The sequence below is a fragment of the Vibrio sp. ECSMB14106 genome, from assembly GCF_000972265.1.
Taxonomy (GTDB): Bacteria; Pseudomonadota; Gammaproteobacteria; order Enterobacterales; family Vibrionaceae; genus Vibrio; species Vibrio kanaloae.
Map to the genome: position 1 here is coordinate 68,731 of NZ_LAUM01000022.1, position 24,016 is coordinate 92,746.

22 protein-coding genes are annotated in these 24,016 nt (G+C 43.8%); 7 read left to right on the forward strand and 15 right to left on the reverse strand.

The genetic code is table 11. The annotated features are described in order from the left end of the window. The first annotated feature begins 14 nt into the window (after positions 1 to 14). The 3 genes from WR49_RS15115 (at position 15) to dinB (ending at position 2,558) form a co-directional block, all read left to right on the forward strand. Positions 15 to 1,019, forward strand: coding sequence for an FAD:protein FMN transferase (locus tag WR49_RS15115; RefSeq protein WP_046224565.1), 1,005 nt, complete (start codon positions 15 to 17; stop codon positions 1,017 to 1,019). A gap of 16 nt (positions 1,020 to 1,035) precedes the next feature. Continuing rightward, the gene (nqrM, locus tag WR49_RS15120; protein WP_004735214.1) at positions 1,036 to 1,290 is read left to right on the forward strand and encodes a (Na+)-NQR maturation NqrM; all 255 of its coding nucleotides are present in this window, start codon (positions 1,036 to 1,038) and stop codon (positions 1,288 to 1,290) included. Positions 1,291 to 1,481: 191 nt separating this feature from the next. Further along, positions 1,482 to 2,558: a DNA polymerase IV gene (gene dinB, locus WR49_RS15125; RefSeq protein ID WP_046224566.1), complete on the forward strand. Its 1,077-nt coding sequence runs from the start codon at positions 1,482 to 1,484 to the stop codon at positions 2,556 to 2,558. Between the two features lie 96 nt (positions 2,559 to 2,654). Here the strand turns inward: dinB and WR49_RS15130 are convergent, their stop codons facing one another. Beyond that, a complete protein-coding gene (locus WR49_RS15130; protein WP_017056776.1) occupies positions 2,655 to 4,589 on the reverse strand; it encodes a RecQ family ATP-dependent DNA helicase in 1,935 nt (644 codons plus the stop codon). Between the two features lie 144 nt (positions 4,590 to 4,733). On the opposite strand from WR49_RS15130, the gene WR49_RS15135 reads away from it, so the two are divergent. The 3 genes from WR49_RS15135 to WR49_RS15145 all read left to right on the forward strand — a co-directional run bounded on the left by WR49_RS15135 (position 4,734) and on the right by WR49_RS15145 (position 7,692). Beyond that, entirely contained in the window at positions 4,734 to 5,207 is a 474-nt protein-coding gene (locus WR49_RS15135; protein ID WP_017056777.1) for a GreA/GreB family elongation factor, read from the forward strand. An 83-nt stretch (positions 5,208 to 5,290) separates the two neighbouring features. Continuing rightward, complete coding sequence (locus WR49_RS15140) at positions 5,291 to 6,049, forward strand: YggN family protein (protein WP_017056778.1); 759 nt, start codon at positions 5,291 to 5,293, stop codon at positions 6,047 to 6,049. A gap of 281 nt (positions 6,050 to 6,330) precedes the next feature. Further along, positions 6,331 to 7,692 (forward strand): sodium-dependent transporter, encoded by a 1,362-nt coding sequence (locus WR49_RS15145; protein ID WP_046224567.1) that lies wholly within the window; start codon positions 6,331 to 6,333, stop codon positions 7,690 to 7,692. Positions 7,693 to 7,849: 157 nt separating this feature from the next. Here WR49_RS15145 and lipA read toward each other — a convergent pair whose 3' ends face one another. The 12 genes from lipA to leuS all read right to left on the reverse strand — a co-directional run bounded on the left by lipA (position 7,850) and on the right by leuS (position 20,663). Further along, on the reverse strand, positions 7,850 to 8,815 hold the full coding sequence (gene lipA, locus WR49_RS15150) for a lipoyl synthase (protein WP_046224568.1): 966 nt from the start codon (positions 8,813 to 8,815) through the stop codon (positions 7,850 to 7,852). A gap of 4 nt (positions 8,816 to 8,819) precedes the next feature. After that, a complete protein-coding gene (gene lipB, locus WR49_RS15155; protein WP_046224569.1) occupies positions 8,820 to 9,479 on the reverse strand; it encodes a lipoyl(octanoyl) transferase LipB in 660 nt (219 codons plus the stop codon). A 195-nt stretch (positions 9,480 to 9,674) separates the two neighbouring features. Next, complete coding sequence (ybeD, locus tag WR49_RS15160) at positions 9,675 to 9,953, reverse strand: DUF493 family protein YbeD (RefSeq protein ID WP_026084358.1); 279 nt, start codon at positions 9,951 to 9,953, stop codon at positions 9,675 to 9,677. A 230-nt stretch (positions 9,954 to 10,183) separates the two neighbouring features. Further along, positions 10,184 to 11,365, reverse strand: a complete 1,182-nt coding sequence (locus WR49_RS15165; protein ID WP_017056782.1) for a serine hydrolase — start codon at positions 11,363 to 11,365, stop codon at positions 10,184 to 10,186. 93 nt (positions 11,366 to 11,458) lie between these two features. Further along, the gene (locus WR49_RS15170; protein ID WP_046224570.1) at positions 11,459 to 12,298 is read right to left on the reverse strand and encodes a septal ring lytic transglycosylase RlpA family protein; all 840 of its coding nucleotides are present in this window, start codon (positions 12,296 to 12,298) and stop codon (positions 11,459 to 11,461) included. A 3-nt stretch (positions 12,299 to 12,301) separates the two neighbouring features. Beyond that, complete coding sequence (rodA, locus tag WR49_RS15175) at positions 12,302 to 13,423, reverse strand: rod shape-determining protein RodA (RefSeq protein WP_017056784.1); 1,122 nt, start codon at positions 13,421 to 13,423, stop codon at positions 12,302 to 12,304. Continuing rightward, complete coding sequence (gene mrdA, locus WR49_RS15180) at positions 13,423 to 15,315, reverse strand: penicillin-binding protein 2 (RefSeq protein ID WP_029627041.1); 1,893 nt, start codon at positions 15,313 to 15,315, stop codon at positions 13,423 to 13,425. The genes rodA and mrdA overlap by 1 nt, the downstream gene beginning before the upstream one ends. 6 nt (positions 15,316 to 15,321) lie before the next feature. Beyond that, positions 15,322 to 15,792, reverse strand: a complete 471-nt coding sequence (rlmH, locus tag WR49_RS15185; RefSeq protein ID WP_017068506.1) for a 23S rRNA (pseudouridine(1915)-N(3))-methyltransferase RlmH — start codon at positions 15,790 to 15,792, stop codon at positions 15,322 to 15,324. A 3-nt stretch (positions 15,793 to 15,795) separates the two neighbouring features. Further along, complete coding sequence (gene rsfS, locus WR49_RS15190; RefSeq protein WP_017056787.1) at positions 15,796 to 16,113, reverse strand: ribosome silencing factor; 318 nt, start codon at positions 16,111 to 16,113, stop codon at positions 15,796 to 15,798. 66 nt (positions 16,114 to 16,179) lie between these two features. After that, positions 16,180 to 17,205 (reverse strand): DNA polymerase III subunit delta, encoded by a 1,026-nt coding sequence (holA, locus tag WR49_RS15195; RefSeq protein ID WP_046224571.1) that lies wholly within the window; start codon positions 17,203 to 17,205, stop codon positions 16,180 to 16,182. Between the two features lie 9 nt (positions 17,206 to 17,214). Further along, positions 17,215 to 17,871: an LPS-assembly lipoprotein LptE gene (locus tag WR49_RS15200; RefSeq protein WP_046224572.1), complete on the reverse strand. Its 657-nt coding sequence runs from the start codon at positions 17,869 to 17,871 to the stop codon at positions 17,215 to 17,217. 215 nt (positions 17,872 to 18,086) lie between these two features. Beyond that, a complete protein-coding gene (gene leuS, locus WR49_RS15205) occupies positions 18,087 to 20,663 on the reverse strand; it encodes a leucine--tRNA ligase (RefSeq protein ID WP_046224573.1) in 2,577 nt (858 codons plus the stop codon). Between the two features lie 266 nt (positions 20,664 to 20,929). Between leuS and WR49_RS15210 the strand changes: the two genes are divergently transcribed. Beyond that, on the forward strand, positions 20,930 to 21,400 hold the full coding sequence (locus WR49_RS15210) for a zinc ribbon-containing protein (RefSeq protein WP_017056791.1): 471 nt from the start codon (positions 20,930 to 20,932) through the stop codon (positions 21,398 to 21,400). A 79-nt stretch (positions 21,401 to 21,479) separates the two neighbouring features. Here the strand turns inward: WR49_RS15210 and lnt are convergent, their stop codons facing one another. Both lnt and corC read right to left on the reverse strand, forming a co-directional pair. Next, a complete protein-coding gene (gene lnt / locus WR49_RS15215) occupies positions 21,480 to 22,997 on the reverse strand; it encodes an apolipoprotein N-acyltransferase (protein WP_046224574.1) in 1,518 nt (505 codons plus the stop codon). 32 nt (positions 22,998 to 23,029) lie between these two features. Beyond that, positions 23,030 to 23,920, reverse strand: coding sequence for a CNNM family magnesium/cobalt transport protein CorC (gene corC / locus WR49_RS15220; RefSeq protein ID WP_017056793.1), 891 nt, complete (start codon positions 23,918 to 23,920; stop codon positions 23,030 to 23,032). Between the last annotated feature and the right edge of the window lie 96 nt (positions 23,921 to 24,016).

Here is a 24,016-nt window from a genome sequence, read left to right on the forward strand (position 1 = left end):
ATTGGAGTAAGCAAGTGAAAATTTGGCTTGTTGCATTAACTTCTTTGATTTTTCTTGCAGGCTGTGAGCAGGCAAGAGAGCAAGTGCATTTAAGTGGCCCAACAATGGGTACCAGTTACAACATTAAATACATCAATGGCGATGAATTTCCTGAGTCTAATGAAGTTCATACTGAGATCGATCGTCTACTTGAAGAAGTGAATGATCAAATGTCGACTTACCGTGAAGACTCTGAACTGAGCCTTTTTAATCAACACCTTGCTGCTGATGCATTCGAAGTTTCCGAACAGACTGCAACTGTTGTGAAAGAAGCGATTCGTTTGAACGGAGTTACTCAAGGAGCATTAGATGTCACGGTTGGCCCATTAGTTAATCTATGGGGCTTTGGCCCTGAAGCGCGACCTGAAGTCGTCCCAACAGATGAGGAATTAGCGGCTCGTCAAGCAAAGGTAGGAATACATCATCTAAGCGTTGAAGGTAATAAGCTAACTAAAGATTTACCGAATCTGTATGTTGACCTTTCAACCATTGCAAAAGGTTGGGGCGTGGATGTGGTCGCAGATTACCTTGATTCAATTGGTATTCATAATTACATGGTAGAAGTAGGTGGTGAAATCCGTCTGAAAGGTCTAAATCGTGAAAGTGTCGGTTGGCGTATTGCGATAGAGAAACCAAGTGTTGAAGAGCGCACTATTCAAGAGATCATTGAGCCGGGTGATATGGCGATCGCCACGTCTGGTGACTACCGTAATTATTATGAGCGTGATGGTGTTCGTTACTCTCACATCATCAACCCAGAAACAGGAAAGCCTCTTCATCATAAAGTGGTTTCTGTAACTGTATTGGATCCGTCTTCAATGACTGCAGACGGCTTATCTACTGGCCTTATGGTCTTAGGTGAGGTTAAGGGAATGGAAATCGCAAACCAACATAACATTCCTGTGTTCATGGTGGTTAAAACAGCAGATGGCTTTAAAGAGATTGCTTCTGAAGCATTTAAGCCATACTTAAGTAAATAAGGTAAGCGAGAGAATTATGAATACATTTCTGATTACATTTGGTGTTTTTCTTGCAGTAATCGCAGCGATGTCAATTGGTTATATTATCCAAAAGAAAGTTGTAAAAGGTAGCTGTGGTGGTTTGGGGGCTGTTGGTATTGATAAAGTATGTAACTGCCCTGAACCTTGTGATGCACGTAAGAAGCGTGAAGCACGGGAAGCATACCGTGAAGAGAAACTAGCAGAGCGTCAACAGAAAGAAGCGTCTTGGAATAAAGATCGTATCGCTTAACTGATGATAGTTATTAGGGTGTAGAGTTATCTCGCCTCCAGAGAATTTTTAATGAAAAGCTCAAGACGACTGTCTTGAGCTTTTTTTGTTGTGATGAACCTTTTTTCTTGGTGGGATTTCAGTCGTTTTAAACCTGATAATAATTTACTATACTGTTTATAGATACAGTTGTAAGGTTGAGCTATTCTTAGATGTCTAGTGTGGTCGAAGATAAAATAAGAAAGATAATCCATGTTGATATGGATTGTTTTTACGCGGCTGTAGAAATGCGTGATAACCCTGTTTATCGAAATCGACCACTGGCAGTAGGTGGTCATGAAAAGCAGCGTGGCGTTTTAAGTACGTGTAACTATGAGGCTCGCAAGTTTGGAGTTCGTTCTGCTATGCCCACAGGGAAAGCGCTACAGCTTTGCCCTAACTTGTTGGTTGTCCCTGGAAGGATGTCGGTTTATGTCGAGATATCCAAAAAAATTCGAGAAATTTTTTCTCGATACACTTCGATGATTGAACCTCTCTCTCTAGATGAAGCATTTCTTGACGTTACAGAGTCGACAAAGTGTCATGGTTCGGCAACACTGATCGCAGAATCGATTCGGCGTGATATATGGAATGAACTCAACCTCACGGCTTCTGCTGGTATTGCTCCGATAAAGTTCCTAGCGAAAGTCGCTTCAGATATGAATAAGCCAAATGGTCAGTTTGTTATCCCTCCGCAAGACGTGCAAGCGGTGATCGACCAGTTACCACTCGAAAGCATTCCCGGTGTCGGTAAGGTGAGCATTGAAAAGTTACATCAAGCTGGCTTCTTTACTTGTAAAGATATCAAAGAATCTGACTATCGCGACTTACTGCTCAAGTTTGGCCGTCAAGGTGCATCACTTTGGAAGCGCAGCCATGGTATTGATGACCGAGAAGTGATTACTGAGCGTGAAAGAAAGTCGGTAGGTGTGGAGCGAACCTTTACTCAAAATATATCGACCTACGCAGAATGTTGGCATGTGATTGAAGACAAGCTGTTTCCTGAACTCGAAACTCGCTTAGAAAAGGCTAGCCCAAGTAAAGCGATCATCAAGCAAGGTATTAAGCTCAAATTCGCCGATTTTCAGCAAACCACGATTGAGCACATACATGTTTCACTTGATCGAGAACACTTCAAAGAACTGCTAAGTGAAATACTGAAAAGGCAACAAGGAAGAGAAATACGCTTACTTGGCTTGAGTGTGGTGTTACAACCGAAAGACCAGATGCGTCAGCTGAGTTTCTTTTAGGGAAAGGAGTTGAGAGTTTAGTTTTAGAAGTGTTGTTGTTTGATACCGACTAGACTTTACAGCCTAATCGGTTTCTTCTATAAGTAAAAACTTGGGTTACCTAGGAAGCTGTTTAACTCGCGCTAAGGTATCACTGAATGGTTGTTGTTCGAGCTTGCCGTAACCGATCATCTTGCTCGCTTTAAGTTTGGTTGAAAGCGGAGTGGCGATTCCGCATAGAAAACGAGTAATGGCTTCGTCGGTAATCAATTGTTGGCTCTTCGATACAAACTCATGAATCCATTTTATCACCGTCTCATCATCAATTGGTTCAACATCAACAGTGGGTAACATTGCGACTTGATCTCGACATACTGAACAGTGTCCACATTTGGTAGGGACTTTGTCATCGGCAAAGTAACTGGCAAGGCGTGAGCTTAAGCAAGTATCTGCCTCAAAGAAATTCAGCATTTGGTTAAGGCGGTTTATCTCGCTGTGCTCTTTTGCTTTAAACAACTCAGTAAGGCGCTCTGACAGTTGCATCATATCTTCAGAAGTATTGTGGATTGCGTAGACATCGGTGATCTGCTTGCTTTCTAGTTCAATCCAACCTTGTTCATTGAAGTAGTCGATAGCCGCAATCACACGCTGGCGATCTGCTTGGAAGTGAGTCCAAAGCGCATCGAAGTCGACTTGGCACCACACTCTAGCTTGAGGTGAACATTGGAAGATCGCTTCGACAAATTGACGACGTTCACTTTGAAATTGCTCTGTGATCTGCTGTTTCGGACGAATGAACTTAAATTTGTAATCAGCAAAGTAGCTGTACTTCGGCTCAATCACGCCTTCAATTTCAAGATACACCAGTAGTGTTTTTAGCGGTAACTGACGAATGTTGGACTCACGTGATAGCTGGTTAAGCATGATCTCCCATTGATTCGAGCCAGAAGCGCCAATGTTTTGATTTTCGTAGATCTCTTTTAATACCGCTTGGATAGATATGTTGTCTGGCGTATCACCAAAAACGAAGTTCTCGAGTGTGCTTAAACCATGTTTGTTAGCGAGTAGAATACATTCAGACGCTTGCCCGTCTCGGCCAGCTCTGCCGATCTCTTGCGAGTAATTTTCTATCGACTTTGGTAAGTCAAAGTGAATCACTCGGCGAATGTTGGACTTATCCACGCCCATACCAAAAGCAATGGTTGCCACGATACAGCTCACTTCATCATTCATGAATTGATGTTGAATTGCATCTCGGTTTTCAGGCTTAAGACCCGCATGGTAAGCCACGGCATTAACGCCAGCGTTACGAAGTTGCTGAGCCACCATCTCTGCTGTTTGTTGAAGGGTGACATAAACAATAGTCGGAGCGAGAGAAGCTTGGTTAACGACATTGCACAAGGTTTCTAGCTTGCTGGTTTGTTCGCAAGGTTGAATCGACAGGTCGAGGTTTTGACGATAGAACCCCGTCACTACCACGCGCTCCTCATCAATTTCAAACTTTGACTTCATGTCTTGAATAACCGAGGTGGTTGCGGTGGCTGTCAGTAGTAGAACCTGAGGAATATTGAGCTGCTTTTGGTATTGAGGAAGCTTCAGGTAATCGGGTCTGAAGTTGTGTCCCCATTCTGAAATACAGTGCGCTTCATCGACCACAAGCAGTGAGATTGGCACTTGGGAGATAAACTGGCGAAAGCGTTCGTTCTTCAAGCGCTCAACGGAGATCATCAGTATCTTGGTGTCACCGTTACGTACCGACTGCATAACCTGTTGTGTGGTTTGTCTGTCTTGGCTGGATTCGATTGCAGCTGCGCTAATACCTTTACTGTGCAGGAAAGCGAGTTGGTCTTTCATCAAGGCTAACAGCGGCGATATTACCAAGGTTAAGTGCGGTAACTCTAATGCTGGTAATTGATAGCACAGAGATTTACCAGAGCCTGTCGGGAATATCGCGGCAGTCGAGTGACCAGATAGAACATTATCAATGACTTGCTTTTGTCCATTACGCAGTGAGTCGAATCCGAATACTTGTTTTAGCTTCTGCTCAATCATTTATGCTCTACCTGAGTTATTAAGTGTCGTACTGATGCTAAAGCGGCGCTTATCGGTGATAGCGTCGCTTGATGAATCAAATGTCTTGCACCTGATTGTACCTAATTCTATTCTGTAGCTCCTATAGAAAAGCACCCCAAAAGTATGAATAAGTCCGAGCTTCGACAAATAATCTTAGAGCAACTCGAATCCCGATTACGTATCGCACAATCTGCTACTCAGCGAGCCATTGACGCTGCGACCGATGAAGAAACTGTGCCAGAGCATAAGTATGATACATTGGCATTAGAAGCCTCGTATCTTGCTCATGGACAAGCGTTGCGAGTGCAAGAATGCGAAGATGATATCCAGTGCTACCGGAATCTAGTATTACGTGACAGTGAAAAGATTGCAGTAAGCAGCTATGTTGTGGTCATTGATGAAAATGATGAATATAAACACTTTTTCATTGGACCGAGAGTCGGAGGACTTTCTGTTACGTGGAATCATCATGAGATCGCTATCGTGACGGTGAATGCACCTTTTGGTAAGGCTCTGATGGGCAAAGAAGTTGGTGATGAGATAGAGTTTAAGGTCGCTGACAAACTGTTTTGTTATGAAGTCGTGTCTATCGATTGAATGACGCTCGATATAAAACGTTTCTCTGACAAAGAATTATAAATCACGGGTATAGTTCTTTGTAAGATTGATGAGAGGATGTTATGAAAAACAATGTATTAATTGCATCACTAACAGCTGCAATAGCTGTTGTGAGCTTGCCAACGTTTGCTGCTCAGTGTCATGTTGATTTGAAGAATGAATTACGAATCGATGATCAAAAAGTCGAAATCCACCAAGTGAATGGTGATACTGCTGTCTTTGATAACAATAATGATCTCTATATCCATGGTGAAAAGGTTGAACTCGATGCTGATCAACAAGCAGCGATAGAGAAATACCGTGACAACATGAATGAGTATTTACCACGAGCGAAACAAATGGCTAACGATAGCCTAGCGCTAGCCAATGACGTTATTGATGATATTGCTGCTAGCCTCGATTCTCCTGAGTCTTTTGATAATGTAAAAGAGTCAATGAAAGAGTACTTCACTGAACTAGAAGCTCGTTACTATAAAGACGGTGAGTTAGTGCTGCCAGCTAATAGTTTCGACTCGATGGCCAATGGTTGGTCTGAAGATTTCGATAAGGCTAAGAAAATCTTTAACCAAGAGTTTATCTCTAGCGCTTTTAATGCGATGTCAGAGAAAATGAAGCAAGAGGGTGGATTAAATCTTACCGAGTTGGCTGATAGTATGGCTGAATTAAAGCTTAAAGTAGAAGAGAGAATGAAAGAGCATGCTCAACAAGTAGAAGAAGAAACGGCTGAGTTTTGTGATTCTCTAGATGAGATGGTAGAACAAGAGCAAGAGCTGCATGAAATCATTCCGAACCTAAAAGGTTATCAGGTATTTACGATCTAACCTGAAGTGGATAGGAATAAAAAGAGCACCGGTTGGTGCTTTTTTTGTTTCTATTGGATTGAGTCGATAAGGTTATTTTAGTATTGGTGGGCTTTATTGTAGGTGGCTATCTGGTTTTATCGATGCATTGTGATTAATAAAACTGGATTTATGCTGGTTTAGTGGTTCTAAATAGTGAATGAGTTAAAAAAGTTAGCGAATTCTTCATTTATTGGTTGTGACTAACATTACTTTTTATTATTGTACTTTCAAACTAGTTCGCTGATTTTAATGTGAGAAATATGGAGCAACAATCTTCCTCTTATAGAGAGCATTTTAGCTCTCGCTTGGGTTTTATTTTAGCAGCGGCTGGTGCCGCTGTTGGTTTGGGAAATATTTGGGGATTCCCAACCCAAGTTGCCAGTAACGGTGGTGGCGCTTTTCTCTTAGTCTATTTGTTCATGATCTTCGTGGTTGCTTTCCCAATGCTGGTGGTTGAGATGGCGATTGGGCGTCACGGCCAAGCCAATCCAGTAGATAGCATGCGTTCTTTGACTAAAAAACCTTTAGGCAAAAAAGTCGGTGAATTTGTTGGTTGGATTGGCTTAAGTGTCCCAAGTGCAGTATTAGCTTTCTATAGCATTGTTGGCGGCTGGTTGATCTGTTTCCTGATTGGTGCTGTTGCTGATCTGATTGGCCTAGAGGCTATTGCGGATTGGTTTAAAGGCTTCAGTGTTGAGCGCAATGTATTTGGTACCGTGGCGTTCTATATACTGACTATTCTGATTGTACAGGGTGGTGTTAAGCAAGGCATCGAGAAGTGGTCGACGCGTTTGATGCCAGCACTGTTTGTGTTGTTTGGTTTATTGTTTGTTTACATCATGACGCAAGCTGGTGCGATGGAAGGCCTAAAGCACTATTTAGTACCAGACTTTGAAAAGGTGTGGGATAGAAAACTGATTCTAGCAGCGATGGGGCAGGGGTTCTTCTCACTAACCATTGGTGGATGCTCAATGTTGGTTTATGGTTCTTACTTAAGCAAGAAAGAAAATCTGCCAAAAATGGCAATGAACGTTACTTTGGTTGATACCGCGGTTGCTTTTATTGCGGGTTTGGTCGTGATGCCAGCGATGTTTGTTGCGATGCAAAAAGGCGTTCAAATCTATGCGGAAGATGGCTCGTTGTTAAGTTCTGATACTTTAGTGTTTACAGTTTTGCCTTTGATGTTTGATAGCTTAGGTGTACTTGGTCAGATCTTCGCAATTGTCTTCTTCTTGTTGCTAACGATAGCTGCCCTTACTTCTTCAATTTCGATGCTAGAAGGGCCTGTAGCGCTAGTGAGCGAGCGTTTCAATACCAGACGAACAGCAACGAGTTGGGTTATTGGTGGTGCTATTGCACTGTTCAGTGTGGTGATTGTCTACAATTTTGCTGCGATGTTTGGCATGGTTGCGATGATAGCGACTCAATATCTTCAACCGATTGCAGCACTGATGTTCTGCCTGTTTGGCGGCTGGGTGTGGAGCCGATCTTCAAAAGTGAAAGAGCTTGAGCAAGGCTGTCCTGATTTTCAACTTGGCTGGTTTGGTAAAGTGTGGCCAATGTATGTGAAGTTCGTATGCCCAATCTTAGTGGCAACGGTTATTTGGGCTTCTTTCGGTTAGTAATCATTTACTGCCTAGAGTATTAGACCTGCAGATCAAGGCCACTCTTATTGAGTAGCCTTGTTGTTTTATATCGAACAAGCTTGTTTTACTCTATAGAAAAAAGGCGCTGAACATACAGTTCAGCGCCTTTTCAATTTTGGATTAAGCAATGTGATTACTTAATTTCCATACCTTGAGCTTGCAAGTCTGCATGGTAAGAAGAACGTACAAATGGGCCACAAGCGGCGTGAGTGAAGCCTAGTTCAAGAGCAATCTCTTTTAGTTCATCGAACTCAGAAGGCGGCACGTAACGTTCTACTGGTAAGTGGTGACGGCTTGGCGCTAGGTATTGGCCTAGTGTCAGCATCGTTACACCATGCTCACGAAGGTCTTTCAGTACTTGAACGATCTCTTCTTTTGTCTCACCAAGACCCATCATCACACCTGACTTTGTTGGAATATCAGGGTGCTGCTCTTTGAATTTCTTCAGTAGATCAAGAGACCACTTGTAGTTCGCACCTGGACGCGCTTTACGGTATAGGCGTGGCGCTGTCTCTAGGTTGTGGTTGAAAACATCTGGCGGGTTGTCTTTCATTAGATCAAGTGCAACGTCCATACGGCCACGGAAGTCTGGAACCAGTGTTTCGATACGAATATTTGGGTTTTGCTCGCGAATTTCACGGTTACAGTCAGCAAAGTGCTGAGCGCCACCATCACGTAGATCATCGCGGTCAACTGAAGTGATTACTACGTACTTCAGTTTCATGTCTTTAATCGTCTTAGCCAGTTTCTTCGGCTCTTCTGCTTCAGGAGCAACCGGGCGACCATGGGCAACATCACAGAACGGGCAGCGGCGAGTACAGATAGCGCCAAGAATCATAAACGTTGCCGTACCGTGGTTAAAGCACTCGGCTAGGTTAGGACAAGACGCTTCTTCACAAACTGAATGTAGGTTGTTTTTGCGCATTGCAGATTTGATTTCTTGGATACGATGGCTGTCTGAAGGCAGTTTAATCTTCATCCAGTCAGGCTTGCGTAGAACTTCTTTCTGTTCAGCAGGCATATTCTTTACGGGAATTAATGCCATTTTGTCAGCGTCACGATATTTAACGCCTTTTTCCATTTGGATTGGTTTGCTCATGATTTTATGCTTCTGCTGTAATGTTACTGATGGCTTGAATGTCTACTTGGTCATAATCGAGTAATTCTACAAGCTCTTGTATTAACTGTTGCTCAACGTTTTCTAGTTCACTTGGTCCACCGAGTTGGCTTACTTGTGCCATTTCCATACCTTGGTAACCACATGGGTTAATGCGTAGGAAAGGAGACAGATCCATATTAACGTTGAGTGCTAGCCCGTGGAAGGAGCAGCCGCGTCGAATACGTAATCCGAGTGAACAGATCTTCTTGCCATCGACATAAACACCAGGAGCGTCAGGTCGGGCAGCTGAATCTATATTGTAAGCTTTCATAGTATTGATTACGAGGTTCTCGATATGAGTCACCAAATCACGTACTCCGAATTTCTTGCGGCGGATATTAATCAAAAAGTAAGCGACTAACTGACCCGGGCCGTGATAAGTCACTTGGCCACCGCGATCGCTTTGTACCACAGGGATATCACCAGCATTTAATACATGCTCAGCTTTACCTGCTTGTCCTTGAGTGAAGACAGGGTTGTGTTCAACTAACCAAACTTGGTCTACATCTTCTTCTGTGCGTTCGTCTGTGAATTTATGCATGGCTTTCCATACAGGTTCGTAATCCTGACGACCTAATTTTTTTACAATTAGCTTATTTTGCAAATCAGCACTCCCTCAAGGATTAACAAAGTGAACGCATTATAAACGCGAAACATGATTCTAACTACAGACGGACTGCAAGGTTTTTCAACTTTCTTTGTATTTATTTAAAATTAAGTTGAATGAATTCGGTATTGATAGAAAGCTTTAAATAAAAACAGCGGCAATAAGCCGCTGTTATTCATGCGTAATCGAAAACTACAGAACCATCCGAACGATTTCGATCTCGCCCAGTTCTTTATATAGTGTTTCTACTTGTTCGATTGACGTCGCAGTAATATTGATAGAAACAGAGTGGTAGTTACCTTTCGCACTCGGTTTTAGCGTTGGGCTGTAGTCACCAGGAGCATGACGCTGGATCACTTCTAGCACTAGCTCAGTCAGTTCTGGCTTAGCGTGGCCCATTACCTTGTAAGTGAATGAACAAGGGAACTCTAAGAGGTCTTTTAGTTTTGCATCAGAATTGATGTTCATGATTAGCTCCAAAAGGCTAGACTCTCGCAAATTGGCGATATGTCGATAAAAAGCGTGTTCGGTTAATAGACACGAGTAATAAGGCGGAATATTACGTGTAAATATCATCGAACTCAAGATCAACAAAAGCCGCACATAGCGGCTTTTTTTCGTTAATGAGTAAATTATGAATTTACTCATTAGGTTAGCTTTGTAAGAAGTTTAGGTATTGTTTAGAGCAAACCTTTAACTCGTTAGAAGAAACCTTTGAAAAGCAGTACCAAGTAGTCCCACAGACGGCTAAATAGGCTGCCCTGCTCTACATTTTCAAGTGCAAGCAGTGGGTATTCAGCAACGTCTTCACCGTCTACTTGATAGAACAGCTTACCTACAACATCGCCTTTACTGATTGGCGCTTCTAGCTCTTTTTCAAGAACGAAGCTTGCCTTTAGGTTCTTCGCTTGACCACGAGGAAGAGTAACGAAAGTATCTTCGTCTACGCCTAAAGCAACGGTATCTTGGCTACCCATCCAGATTTTCTCTTCTACGAAGGTTTCACCAGCTGTATGTGGTGCAACTGTTTCGAAGAAACGGAAACCGTAGCTAAGTAGTTTTTTGCTTTCGGTCTTACGAGCGTTTGTATTCTTAGTGCCCATAACAACAGCAACTAAGCGCATTTTTCCTTCTGTTGCTGAGCTTACTAGGCTGTAACCTGCGTTGTTCGTGTGGCCAGTTTTAATGCCATCAACGTTCATGCTCTTGTCCCATAACAGACCGTTACGGTTGTATTGGGTTATGCCATTGTAAGTGAACTTTTTCTCTGAGTAGATACGATACTCATCAGGAACGTCGCGAATCAGCGCCTGACCAAGTAGAGCCATATCATAAGGCGTTGAGTATAGATTCGGGTTATCTAAACCGTGCACGTTAGCGAAGTGGGTGTCTTTCATGCCGATAGAGCTTGCCCATGCGTTCATGAGGTCTACAAATGCGTCTTCAGATCCGGCAATGTGTTCGGCCATAGCAACACAAGCATCGTTACCTGATTGAATGATGATTCCGCGGTTCAGTTCTTCAACTTTAACCGTTGTACCAACCTCAACGAACATTTTAGATGAGTCTGGGAAGTTTTTAGCCCAAGCATTTTCGCTGATTACAACGTCGTCGTTTAGGTTGATGTTACCACGATCAAGCTCTTGGCCGATCACGTAGCTCGTCATCATCTTGGTTAAACTTGCTGGAGAAAGCTGAGTGTTCATCTCTTTCTCGGCTAGTACTTTGCCCGAATGGTAATCCATTAGAACAAAACCTTTAGCGGCGATTTGGGGTGCGTCAGGAACAACAATAGGAGCGGCGAATGATGATGTAGCTATTGTTGCTGAAAGCGCAACAGAAGTAGCAAAAATCGATTTAACAAGTTTATTAGATTTAATCATTTTGAATGCAATTATTTGGTTAACTATTCATATCTTAACAGAATCACTCTGTCACACCAGAGCGCTGATTACCAGAAGTAACTGTTAGATTAATTAGCGAGTTAGTGTGTGTTTTTTTATATAAGCTGACGGGTAACCCATAAGCTTAACCTGTTTTAATTTCTCTTGAGTCAGCGCATAGTCATGAAATGGCCCAAGCATCAGACGGTAGTTATCATCATTTGACTGTAAGAAGGTTGCTACTGCAAGCTTTCCACCTAGATCTTTGGCTAAGTTCTCAGTTCTGTCTTTGTGCCGAGATGTGGCAACCTGAATGATAAATTGCGGTAAAGTGGCTTTTTTATTCGCATCGGTCGGCATAGCGACTGTGATGACTTCAATCTCCACATTAGCCGTGCCCGTTCTCAAAACATCGAGCTTGTAAGCCGCCGCATAACTAAGGTCAATGATTCGGCCTTCATGAAATGGGCCACGGTCATTGATACGAACAATCGTGGTTTTGTTATTGTCGGTATTCGTCACTTTTACATAACTTGGAATGGGTAATGTTTTGTGCGCTGCAGACATCGAATACATGTCGTAGATCTCGCCATTAGACGTTAAATGACCATGAAATTTCTTACCGTACCAAGAGGCTTTGCCTTTCTCAGTAAACCCTTGGGTCTTTTGTACTATTTTGTAGTTTTCGCCACGCAGAGTGTAATCCGTGTTACCACCTAAGCTGTACGGTTCATACTGAGGGTGAGCGTCCTCTAAATGCTCTACCGAGATAGGTGCGTCTGGTGCAATGTCTGAATCAATATCGTAGCGGCCTGTTGGCTGCTGTGAAGAACAACCATTAATTAAAATCGCTAGCCCTAAGATAGAGACTATTTTTTTGATTGGCAGTTCATCAACCAAGGGTGCTTTTTTTGGAAACGTTGTAATAGTCATCGATTAGGTCGCCTTTGAGAATGCTTTTCTATGTGTATGGATAGACATTAAAATACCAAAACCAGCCATAAGGGTAACCATTGAAGTACCGCCATAACTAACCAGAGGAAGGGGTACACCTACAACTGGAAGGATGCCACTTACCATGCCAATGTTTACAAAAATATAGACGAAGAAGCTCAATACAATACTGCCGCCCATCATTCGGCCAAATGCCGTTTGAGCTTGGCTCGCAAGTATTAATCCGCGTCCAATAATAAACAGGTAAATAGCAAGCAAAAACAAAATACCAATCATGCCCCACTCTTCGGCAATTACTGCAAAAATGAAGTCGGTGTGTCGTTCTGGGATAAACTCCAGTTGAGACTGCGTGCCTTGCAGCCAACCTTTTCCTGATATCCCACCAGAACCTATCGCAATCTTACTCTGAATGATGTGGTAACCCGCACCTAATGGATCGGATTCAGGATCAAAAAGGGTTCTTACCCGTACTTTTTGATATTCGCGCATCAAGAAGAACCACAGAATTGGAATGAACGCGCCAAGAGCAATTGCGGCACTGGCGATGATCTTCCAACTAATACCTGAAAGGAATATTACGAAGATACCTGACGCAGCGATGAGTATCGATGTTCCTAAATCGGGTTGCTTAGCGATTAAAATAGTCGGTACAAGAACCATGACTAAAGAGAGTGTCAAGGTCTGTAAGGTGGGCGGAAGTGAGCGCTTACCGATAAACCGTGCCAGCATCAAAGGTACCGCAAGTTTCAATAGTTCAGAAGGCTGGAATCGAACAAAGCCGAAGTTTAGCCAACGCTGTGCACCTTTAGAAGCTTCACCAAAAAATAACACACCCAATAGCAGAATGACACCAACAGCGAACAGCAGTGGAGCTAAGGTTTCGTAGGTGCGAGGCGAAATTTGCGCTAAGAAAATCATAACCCCCAAGGAGAGTGCCATGCGCATGGCCTGGCGATCCATCATTGCGAGGCTTTGACCACTCGCGCTGTACATTATCAGTAAGGCGAAGCCCATTAAAGCTAGGATACCGAGTAATAGTGTTAGGTCGATATGTAGCCTTTCAAATAAGGCTCTGTTTCTCCCTGTTGAAGGATCAAGTTTCATTATTTTGTTGCCTTACTGTCGTCATCTTCTGCAAGGATAATATGGTCTAGAATTTGTCTTACTACTGGCCCACCATTTGATGAACCGCCGCCTGCATTTTCTAAAACAATGGTGACTACTGCTTCGGGGTTTTCAAAAGGAGCGTAACCAGTAAATAGAGCGTGATCGCGTAAGTGCTCGGCAATCTCGTCAGCGTTGTATTCTTCATTCTCCTTCAAGCCAAAGACCTGTGCTGTTCCTGACTTACCCGCGGTTTGGTAAGACATATTTCGGAATGAGCGTCTTGCCGTACCTTTACGCCCGTGGTTTACCAACCTCATACCTTCTTGCGCTATATCCCAGTACTTTTGTTTAACACCGTTAATAGGGGGGTAAGTTACGATCTCTGATATTGTTTGTTCATCGAACGGCTGGGCATTCTCAATCGTCGAGCGCAACAAGTGAGGTGCTGTCACTTTACCTTCGTTGACTAATACAGAGGTGGCCTTGGCGATTTGCATAGGTGTGGCTGTCCAGTAGCCTTGGCCAATACCAACAGGAATGGTATCACCTTGATACCAAGGCACACGGTGCCTTGCCATCTTCCATTCACGAGTAGGCATGTTGGCTTTACTTTCTTCGTAAATATCGATTCCAGTGTAGTCCCCAAAGCCAAATAGCATCATCCACTTAGATAAACGATCTATGCCTAGATCAAAGGATATTTGGTAGAAAAACGTATCAACAGATTCTTCAATGGCTTGGACAATATCAACTTCACCGTGTCCCCAGCGACGCCAATCACGGAACGGTTTTGTTTTCGAGTTTGGTATCTTCCAATAACCGGGGTCATTACGCGTTGTATTCGGAGTTATTACGCCTTCTTGAAGAGCTGCAACGGCAATGAACGGTTTGATAGTAGAAGCTGGTGGATAAATACCTAGCGTTGCACGGTTAACCAAAGGCCTATCTTTGTTTTGTAATAAGGCGTTATAACCTTTTGAAGATATACCATGAACAAAGGCGTTTGGGTCATAGCTTGGGCTGGAAACCATAGCCAGTACACCGTTATCTTTCGGATCGAGAACAACAGCTGAACCACGACGACCATCAAGTATTTTATGCACATAAAGTTGTAGGTTGATATCGAGGTTGAGAACAATATCTTTACCTGGAATGGAAGGAACAAATTTTAATGTGCGAATGACTCGACCACGGCTGTTAACTTCGACTTCTTGGTAACCTGCTGTCCCATGCAGCGTATCTTCGTAGTACCTTTCAATACCTAGTTTACCAATGTCACGAGTCGCTTGATAGTTGGCGTATTTCTCTTCGCGCTCTAGTCGTTGTATGTCTCGGTCATTGATACGAGATACGTAGCCAATAACGTGGGTCAGTACATCACCATACGGATAAAAACGCTTTAGTGTACCCGTCACTTCAACGCCCGGAAACTTGTGCTGATTTACGGAAAAAACCGCCACTTGCTCTTGAGTCAGTTGGTTTAAAATTGGAACGGATTTAAAACGTCGTGAATTTCGGCGATCACGATTAAAGCGCTCGATACGCTCTGGCGGAATATCGATTAAAGTTTGTAAACGGACGATAGTATCATCCATATTTTTAATTTTTTCTGGTGTAACTTCTAAGTTGAAAACAGGACGGTTTTCAGCAAGGAGGATGCCATTGCGATCGTAAATCAAACCGCGATTGGGGGCGATTGGAACGACCTTGATACGGTTGTCGTTGGAGCGAGTCTTATAGTCCTGATACTGGTTGACCTGAATGTTATACAGGTTAACAACCAACATCGACATCATCACGATGATCCCTATAAACGCAACAAAAGCACGACTAGTAAATAGTCGTGCTTCTGCTTTGTAATCACGGATTTGGCTACGTTTACGTAACATTAACACTTATTCTCGATGATACGGATGGTTAGCGGTAATGCTCCAAGCTCGATACAAGCTTTCAGCCATGATAACGCGTACTAATGGGTGAGGCAGAGTAAGTGCTGACAAAGACCAGCTTTGGTCGGCAGCTGCTTTACATGCAGGGGCTAACCCTTCAGGCCCGCCAATTAAGATTGAAACGTCACGTCCATCCAGCTTCCAACTTTCTAATTGCTCAGCTAGTTGAGGGGTATCCCACTTTCGTCCTGGGATATCGAGCGTGACAATGCGGTTGCCTTTTGGAACCGCAGCCAACATCGCTTCGCCTTCCTTTTGAAGAATACGTGCAATATCCGCATTTTTACCGCGTTTCCCCGCAGTGATTTCAATGAGTTCTAATGGCATATCGTGAGGGAAGCGGCGTTTGTATTCTTGAAACCCTTCTTCAACCCACTTTGGCATTTTTGTACCAACTGCGATTAACTGGATCTTCAAAGCTTAGCCCCAAAGTTTTTCTAGTTGGTACAGCTCACGATGCTCTTCTTGCATAACGTGTAGCATACTTGTACCCATATCGAGAACGACCCATTCACCTTCTTGCTGACCATTAATACCGAGTGGTTGCATACCTGCTTTACGCACTTCATCTGCAACGTGCTGTGCAATGGAGGCAACATGGCGTTTAGAGGTACCAGTACAAACAATCATGTAATCAGTCACACTTGATTTGCCTTCTACATCGATAGTCACTATCGATTCTGCTTTCATGTCGTCGGCTTTGTCTGCAAGAAAATCTTTTAGTTCTTCACGTAACACAGGGTGTTCCTTTAATCTGAATGTAGCTTTGCTTAGGGTCTATTGACCTTAGAATATAACACGCTTTTATGCGTGAGATGGTATTGAAGCTGAAGGGATACAAAACTCTACGCTTAACTGATGAATTAGTGGCCAAGGCGATTGCTCATATTGGGTTTTTGTCATCAATTCAGCTTGAGTGAGCAGCGCGAACAGGGAGTGTAATTGAGAAATCGAAACTCTTGTTAGCGCGGCGTTATAAAGCGGCTTTTTAGATTGCCAGATGCGGTGTTTTTCGAAGATCTGACCAATCGGCATCTGTTTCATTTGTTGCTGCATTTGCAACAATAAAGAAAGTTCACGTTGTACGCTGCGCAGTAAAATGACTGGCTCAACACCTTCCGCTTCGAGTTGCCTTAAGATTCGTTGTGCGCGATTGCCTTTACCCGCCAGCAATGCATCACTCCAGTGGAAAGGAGTAAAGTGGTTGTGTCGACTCAGCGATTCTTCTAAGCGTACTAAAGTGAGCTTTCCATCCGGGTATTGCAGTGCCAGTTTTTCTAGGCTCTGAGTCAGTGCAAAAAGGTTCCCCTCGTGCCACTGAGCCAGCATTTGAATGGCTTCAGGATCTGGCGATAAACCGATTTGACGACAACGAGCCTGAACAAATTGAGGCAATCGGCTGATATCAGGAGTTAAACAGCTGACCCAGTGGCCTTGATTAGAGAGCGCTTTAAACCACTTAGCATTCTCTTGAGCTTTGGTTAGCTTAGTTCCAATTAAAATTAACAGAATATCGCTGTGAATATGCTCAGAGATGGCGAACAGTTCTTTCGCTATTGCAGCATTCACACCTGATTCTGGCAGTTCCAGCTCGATGATTTGACGGCTAGAGAACAGGCTCAATGCCTGAGTGCAGTCATAGACTTGATTCCAGTCGAGGCTATTATCAATCACAAAACGGTGACGTTCTTCGAAGCCTTGCTCTTTGGCTGTCTTTTGAATCGCTTCTCGGCTTTCTTGCAGCAACAAAGGCTCGTTACCAAAAATGAGGTAAACGTTGCTTAACTGCTTAGCAAGTTGCTCAGGTAAACGATCAGCAAAAATACGCATTAAATAAACCTATTGCTCGACAGTTACGCTGGGCTCAGCATCAGGAGCTGCACTGGCGTCGATCTCAACGTCGTCAATTTCGATGTTCTTGATGTTGTACTGTTTCTCAAGCTCTTTCACTTGGACATTACCTAAGGCTTCTAGGTCCATACTACCTGCTGCAATAGTCGCTTTTAGGCGAGCCATTTGGCGAAGGATCTGACTGGTTGCAAGCTTACGCATCTCATCTTCAATCATTTCTCGCTCAACCGATTTTGCTAATGCTGTTAACGGGTTATCTAGGTAGCTACGGGTTACGCTCGTTGAGAACGTTTTTGAACCAATCTCAGGGATGGTTACGCGATAAGAAGCGCGGAATGTGAGTTCTTTTTCTGCCGCACGTGTATTTTGGTAAAGAGACAGAGTGCGCTCGCCAACACTCTCGCGAATAATGTGCAGGTTAGGAGTGTTCTGCGCAGGTGGCACAATTTCTACATCATTCATGCGTAACTGACTTTTCATCATACGTGTAAATGTACTGTATTGGTCGTAACTGGTCACAGAGATCTTGTTGAGTTCTTCTGGTACGGAGTAATCACCACGCAGGTGGAAGCCACACGCACTCAGTAGGCTAACGGTTAAAACAACAATAGTAACTTTCAAGGAAGATAGTGAAATCAGGCGCATTATTTGATGGCTCTCATGAAGGTAGAATACTTATTTAAAGGCTTTAGTTCGTTTGAGTCATTAGGCTCAAGTCTAAAGCGCTTAAATAAGTAGACAGGGTAATTTGTCACCCTGTCTAGAGACTACTAAAAACGAAGTAAGTTCGTTACAACAGTTATATATGCAGGCTAAAACTAGTTAGCCAGTTTTAGCCTGCAACTGTTAGTTTGCCAATATTAGTTAGCTACGATGTTTAGAAGCTTACCAGGTACGAAGATAACCTTACGGATAGTTAGGCCATCTAGGAACTTCTTAGCGTTCTCATCGTTTAGTCCAAGTTCACGAACTTGGTCTTCAGTCGCGTCAGCAGCAACAGTCAGTTTCGCACGTAGCTTACCGTTGATCATGACAACGATAGTTTTCTCGTCTTCCACTAGCGCTTTCTCATCGAAAGTTGGCCATGTTGCTGAGTCTACGTTTGATTCACCCAGAGCAACCCACATTTCGTAAGAGATGTGTGGCGTCATTGGGTAAAGCATGCGAACGACAGCTTTTAGCGCTTCATCAAGGATTGCACGATCTTGTACCGACTCTTGAGGTGCTTTCGCTAGCTTGTTCATCAGTTCCATGATCGCAGCGATTGCTGTGTTGAACGTTTGGCGACGGCCGATATCGTCCGTTACTTTCGCGATAGTCTTGTGGATGTCACGACGAAGTGCTTTTTGGTCACCAGACAGAGCAGAAGCATCAACAGATTCAGCAGTACCCTTAGAAGAGTGAGCGTGAACTAGCTTCCAAACACGTTTAAGGAAGCGGTTTGCGCCTTCAACGCCAGATTCTTGCCACTCAAGTGTCATATCTGCAGGAGAAGCAAACATCATGAATAGACGTACTGTGTCAGCGCCGTACTTGTCTACCATCTCTTGTGGGTCGATACCGTTGTTTTTCGACTTAGACATCTTGATCATGCCTGAGTGTTCAACGTCGCGGCCTTGGTTGTCGACTGCTTTTTCGATGCGACCTTTACCGTCACGATCGATAGTCACATCAGTAGGAGCAATCCACTCTTTCGTGCCTTTCTCATTCGTGTGGAAGAACGCGTCAGCTAGAACCATACCTTGACATAGAAGTTGCTTGAACGGTTCATCAGACGTTACGTAACCTGCGTCACGTAGCAATTTATGGAAGAAGCGAGAGTAAAGCAGGTGCATACACGCGTGCTCAATACCACCAATGTATTGGTCCACTGGTAGCCAGTAGTTTGCTTTCTCTGGATCTAAGATATCGTCAGCTTGTGGTGAACAGTAACGAGCGTAGTACCAAGAAGACTCCATGAACGTATCGAATGTATCAGTTTCACGTAGCGCAGGTTCGCCGTTGAAGGTTGTTTCTGCCCAAGACTTGTCTGCCTTGATTGGACTAGTTACGCCATCCATTACCACGTCTTCTGGAAGAATAACGGGTAGTTGGTCTGCTGGTACTGGGTGAACTTCACCGTCTTCAGTGGTTACCATTGGGATTGGCGCACCCCAGTAACGTTGACGAGATACCCCCCAGTCACGTAGACGGAAGTTTACTGTCTTCTTACCTTTGCCTTCAGCTTCAAGCTTCGCAGCGATTGCATCGAATGCATCTTGGAAAGCAAGACCATCGAACTCACCAGAATCGAACAGAATACCTTTCTCTGTGTAAGCTGCTTCAGACACGTCTAGCTCAGAACCATCTTCAGGCTTGATTACTGGGATGATGTCGATGCCGTACTTCGTTGCGAATTCGTAGTCACGTTGATCGTGAGCAGGAACCGCCATTACCGCACCTGTGCCGTAATCCATAAGAACGAAGTTTGCTACGTATACAGGAACAACACGACCGTTAAGAGGGTGGATAGCCGTTAAGCCAGTATCCATACCTTTCTTTTCCATTGTTGCGAGTTCAGCTTCAGCCACTTTAGTGTTACGACACTCTTCAACGAATGCAGCAAGCTCTGGGTTGTTTTGCGATGCTTTCTCTGCAAGAGGGTGACCTGCAGCGATACCCACGTAAGAAACACCCATTAGTGTGTCTGGACGCGTTGTGTAAACTTCCAGTGGCGCTTCTTCACCGTTAACAGCGAAAGATAGCTCAACACCTTCAGAGCGGCCGATCCAGTTGCGCTGCATGGTCTTAACCATTTCAGGCCAACCTTCAAGGTTGTCTAGATCGTCGAGTAGCTCTTGTGCGTACTCAGTGATCTTAATGAACCACTGTGGGATTTTCTTTTGCTCTACTGGGGTATCACAACGCCAGCAGCAGCCATCTTCTACTTGCTCGTTTGCTAGTACCGTTTGGTCGTTCGGACACCAGTTAACAGAAGAAGTCTTCTTGTAAACTAGGCCTTTTTCGTAAAGCTTAGTGAAGAACTCTTGTTCCCAGCGGTAGTACTCAGGCGTACACGTTGCGAATTCACGGTTCCAGTCGTAACCAAAGCCTAAAAGCTTAAGTTGGTTTTTCATGTACTCAATGTTTTCGTAAGTCCATGGTGCAGGCGCTGTGTTGTTTTTTACAGCTGCGTTTTCTGCAGGTAGGCCGAATGCATCCCAACCGATTGGCTGCATTACATTTTTGCCTTGTAGACGTTGGAAACGAGATACCACATCACCGATGGTGTAGTTACGCACGTGACCCATGTGCAGTCGGCCACTTGGGTACGGGAACATAGACAGACAGTAGAATTTTTCTTTGTTTGGGTCTTCACTTACAACGAAAGTCTCGCTGTCATCCCAGTGTTGTTGAACCTTTTGTTCAATCTCTTGCGGGTTATATTGTTCTTGCATCGATGGTATCCGGTTATCTTGGAATTTGTGAGTTCGGTTAGAACAGAATCTTACAGATCGTCATAGAATACCTAAAGGAGCTTAGTACAACAATAGTTATACCCTTCATACTTGCAGTTGCACCATGGTTGATTGCGTAAATTCAACCGTATTACTTAAGACAGCTATGCTTAAGGGGATGAATTGCATTTGTTTGTGAGGGATTGCTTGCTTAGCTGTATACCAGTTACCTAAGATAAAGGTTTGTAATCTTAAGGAGGTTGTTTATGCCGAAGAAAAAAGCACTCTATGAAGAAGTCGTCGAAGAGGTAATTGAAACGCTGAAGCATAGCCCCGAAGAGTTCAACAATAAAATTGAAACGTCAGGTAAGTTTGCTAAAGCAGCCAATGATATGACCAAAGACGAGTTATCATTGATTTCAGCGTATGTTAAGTCGGACTTGAAAGAGTTTTCTGAAAGTTACGAAGAGAGTAAAAGCGGTCCATTTTATTTGATGATTGCAGACTCTATTTGGCAAGGTCTGTTAGATATCACTGATCGAACTAAAGTGGAGTGGGTTGAACTGTTCCAAGACCTGGAGCACCAAGGTCTATACCAAGCTGGTGAAGTTATTGGTTTAGGTACACTCGTATGTGATGAGTGTGGGAATCAAACGGAATATAACCACCCAACAACCATCATCCCTTGTATTAAGTGCGGTTCGACTGGATTTAGCCGAAAGGCATTGAAACCTTAGCTTTAGCTGCTGCCTCTTCTAAACTGCTTATATAATAAAGATGCAGGTTGATGCACTCACATCAACCTGCATCTTGTCTTTAGTCTTTTTGTCTTCTCACTAGCCAACCGACCACCAAGCTCAATAGAACCCAGATATACAATGGCCAAGTACCAAACACGCGATAGGGGGTTTGACCATCTGTTGAAACGAGTTCAGCTTTTAGTACTGCGGTTTCAAACTGAGGTATCTGTTTGATGATCTTACCTTTGTGATCTGTCACAGCCGTTACGCCATTGTTGGTAGAGCGAATAAGAGGCTTGCCGAGCTCTAGAGCACGCATTTGAGCGATTTCCATATGTTGCAGAGGCCCAATTGAACGACCAAACCACGCATCGTTAGAGAGCGTTAAGATAAAGTCTGTCTCATCGGTAACATTTCGCCTTACTTGTTCATTAAAGATTATTTCATAACACAGCGCAGGTGCAAGGTGACGACCATTTGCCACTATGTTTGGCTGGACGAAATCGCCGCGGCTGAACGATGACATTGGTAAGTTGAATAATGGTGCCAATGGACGAAGGATATCTTCAAACGGAACGAACTCACCAAATGGTAATAGGTGATGTTTATGGTAGCGTTCGTTTGGATCGTAGCTATATTCGCCGTATGGGTTTACTCCTAGTGACAGAATACTGTTGTAGTACTTCTTATCTTCAGACTGATTTAGCACACCGGTGATGATTGAGCTGTTGTTCATCTTGGCTGCGCTGTCTAAGTTGCGTAAGAAAGAAGGGATCTCAACCTCAAATGCAGGGATCGCCGCTTCAGGCCAGATGATGATATCAGCTCCCCAGTTTTCTCTGCTCAGGTCGGTGTATTTCATCATAGTTGGCCAGCGATGACTGGGTAGCCATTTACTGTCTTGAGCGACGTTACCTTGGATTAATACGACTGATGTTGTTTTTTCTGGGTTCGGTGTCACCCAATCGATGTTTCGAATACCGAAACCTGCACTAAACACGATGGCAGGGATGATGCTGACACTCCATGCCTTGTTGATAACCGTATAGGCAAGTGCGGAGGCTGAAGTAATGATCGCTAGAGTGACCAGCTCTACACCGCCAATAGGTGCGAATGAGCCTAACGGAGAATCGATTTGGCTGTAGCCTAACCATAACCAAGGGAAACCAGTCATTACCCATCCACGCAGCCAATCACTGATTAACCACAATGCTGGCGCCGCGAGGAAATACCGACTGAGACTATTGGCAGGAAAAAACTTGTTTAGACTCCAAGTAAATAGACCCGAATAAACAGCTAGGTAGCCAACAAGCAATGCCATTAAAAACAGGTTGGCTGCCAGTGGCATTCCACCAAAGCCATCAATGCTGACATATACCCAACTGATACCTGTTGTAAATTGGCCTAAACCCCATGCATAACCAATCCAAAGCGCACTTTTAGGTGATCGGTTGTGGATCAGCAAAAGCAATAAGGCTGGGCTGAGAATAGCAAGAGACCATATCGAGTATGGTGCAAACGAAAAGGTTGTTATAGCGCCAACAAAAACGGCCGCAAGCGGCCGTAATAGGCGATGAATAAAGGTCTTAGTCATCTAATTTCTGTCATCTCTTTAGAGAGAGGTTGTTATTCTTCGGTAGTCGGAAGAGGTTGCTCATCAGGAACGGTTACCTGTAGCTGGATCACGCGACGATTATCCGCTGATGTTATTTTGAAATGGTAGTTGTCGATTTCTACTACTTCTCCACGAACAGGCAGGTGACCGAGGGCTGTCATCACCATACCACCCACAGTATCCACTTCATCATCACTGAAGGTTGTGTTAAACGTTTCGTTAAACTCTTCAATGGTAGTTAAAGCTTTAACCGAATAGGTATGCTTACTCAGCTTGCGAATATCTAGCTCTTCTTCATCGTCAAACTCGTCTTCTATTTCACCAACGATTTCTTCGAGGATATCTTCAATGGTGACTAGGCCTGAAACACCGCCAAACTCATCGACTACGATAGACATATGGTAACGCTCTTCTTGGAACTCCTTAAGTAGGCGATCAACTCGCTTACTTTCCGGAACGACCACTACAGGGCGAATCACTTGTTCGATATCAAATGGGGCACTGTCTGAACCTAGATACTTAAGTAGGTCCTTCGCTAATAGAATGCCTTCAACATGGTCTTTATCTTCACTGATCACTGGGTAGCGAGAGTGTTGAGCATCAGTAATAAGCGCAGTCAATGTATCTAAGTCATCGGTGCGTTCAACTGTAACCATTTGAGAGCGAGGCAGCATGATATCGCGTACTCGCATCTCTGAAATCTCCATAACACCTTCGAGCATGTCGCGAGTGTCGTGGTCAATTAGGTCATTAATTTCTGAGTCGCGGATAATATCTACGAGCTCTTGGCGGTCTTTCATTTCGCCTTGAAATAGTTGGCCTAGGCGTTCAAAGAAGGACTTTCTACTCGGACCTTCAGATTTTTTACTTCCCTCAGAAGTGGGGGGGTTACCTTCGTTCATGATTTCTCAAAAAATAACGCTACCAGAAGTGTGATAGCACACATTAAAACTCAGATTCCTGTGAAAACAACAGGTTCGATGAGTTCTTGTTTCTCT